Origin of the sequence: New Jersey aster yellows phytoplasma (genome assembly GCF_002554195.1) — a bacterium.
Classification (GTDB): Bacteria; Bacillota_I; Bacilli_A; order Acholeplasmatales; family Acholeplasmataceae; genus Phytoplasma.
Genome location: NZ_MAPF01000072.1, coordinates 1 through 985 on the forward strand (window position 1 = coordinate 1; position 985 = coordinate 985).

Here is a 985-nt window from a genome sequence, read left to right on the forward strand (position 1 = left end):
TTTTTCTTTTAAAGTAAATTTTGTTTCTGTAAGCGAATGTTTTTTCTTCTAATTGATTTGTTGTTTTGATTTTATTATCAATTTCTAAAATTTCTTCTTCAGATTTTTTTAAGAATTTTTTTAAGAATAAATCAATTTGTAATTCTTTTTTTTGTTGAGTTTTCAATTTGACAATTTCTTCTATTACTTTTTTTCTTGTGGAGACAAACTAGGCTCTTTCAATTCTTCATTTTTAATAGTTATTTCTTCATTTAATTGTTTAATTTTGTTATTATAATCATCAAAACAATCATCATTATTGGTTTGAAATATAGTGTTTTTGTTGACAATAATTTCATAAACAGGGTGTGTGAAATAATTAAAAAAATAATAACCAATTCCTCCTGTAGTTGCAATTATCATTGTTAAAAGTAAAAAGAGATTGAAAAAATATCTTTTATTAATAATATTTAATAATATTTTTTGGGTTTTTTTAATTTTCATTTGAATTAATTTTCCTTTCTTTTTTAATTATTTTCTTGATTTATTAAGGTTTCTAATGGGGTATTTTCCTTATATTCTTGTTGGTTTGAAAATTTTTCATCGATATCCTTTTTTAAATCTTTTATATTTTTTTGATTGTTTGAATTTGGGGTTTCATTTTCTTTTGTTTTCTTTTAATTGGGTAAATATCGTTGGGATTGAATAGTTGAAGAAAACTGAAAAAGAGATATTTAAATACAAAACATAAACCAGTAACAAATAATGCCCCCGATACAAAACCAATAGTAAAATTTGAATCAGTCATTTTGATTTTCCTTTCCGATTGGTGTGTTGTTTTTTTGAGATTTTAACAATCTTTTTCTTTCTTTTTTAGATTGCCAAATGGCTACTTTATGTTTTTGTTGTTCTAATTTAGATAATAATTTTTCTTGCGCAGTTTTTATTTGGTCTAATTTTTCAAGTAATAAATGTTCTTGGTGTTCTTGTTTGGTTGATTTAATTT

2 protein-coding genes and 1 pseudogene are annotated in these 985 nt (G+C 22.4%); all 3 read right to left on the reverse strand.

Annotation, left to right across the window (positions count from 1 at the left end; genetic code table 11):
• Window positions 1–183: 183 nt before the first annotated feature.
• Window positions 184–483, reverse strand: a complete 300-nt coding sequence (locus tag BBA70_RS03595; protein ID WP_252861677.1) for a hypothetical protein — start codon at window positions 481–483, stop codon at window positions 184–186.
• 121 nt (window positions 484–604) lie between these two features.
• The gene (locus BBA70_RS03600) at window positions 605–787 is read right to left on the reverse strand and encodes a hypothetical protein (RefSeq protein WP_252861678.1); all 183 of its coding nucleotides are present in this window, start codon (window positions 785–787) and stop codon (window positions 605–607) included.
• A pseudogene (locus tag BBA70_RS03605) lies at window positions 780–985 on the reverse strand (hypothetical protein); the annotation flags it as partial. The pseudogene BBA70_RS03605 and the gene BBA70_RS03600, both read right to left, overlap by 8 nt.

Bases quoted from the DNA above. Each gene is read 5' to 3' on its own strand.
- BBA70_RS03600 (WP_252861678.1), bottom strand. From the start codon at position 787: ATGACTGATTCAAATTTTACTATTGGTTTTGTATCGGGGGCATTATTT.
- BBA70_RS03595 (WP_252861677.1), bottom strand. From the start codon at position 483: ATGAAAATTAAAAAAACCCAAAAAATATTATTAAATATTATTAATAAA.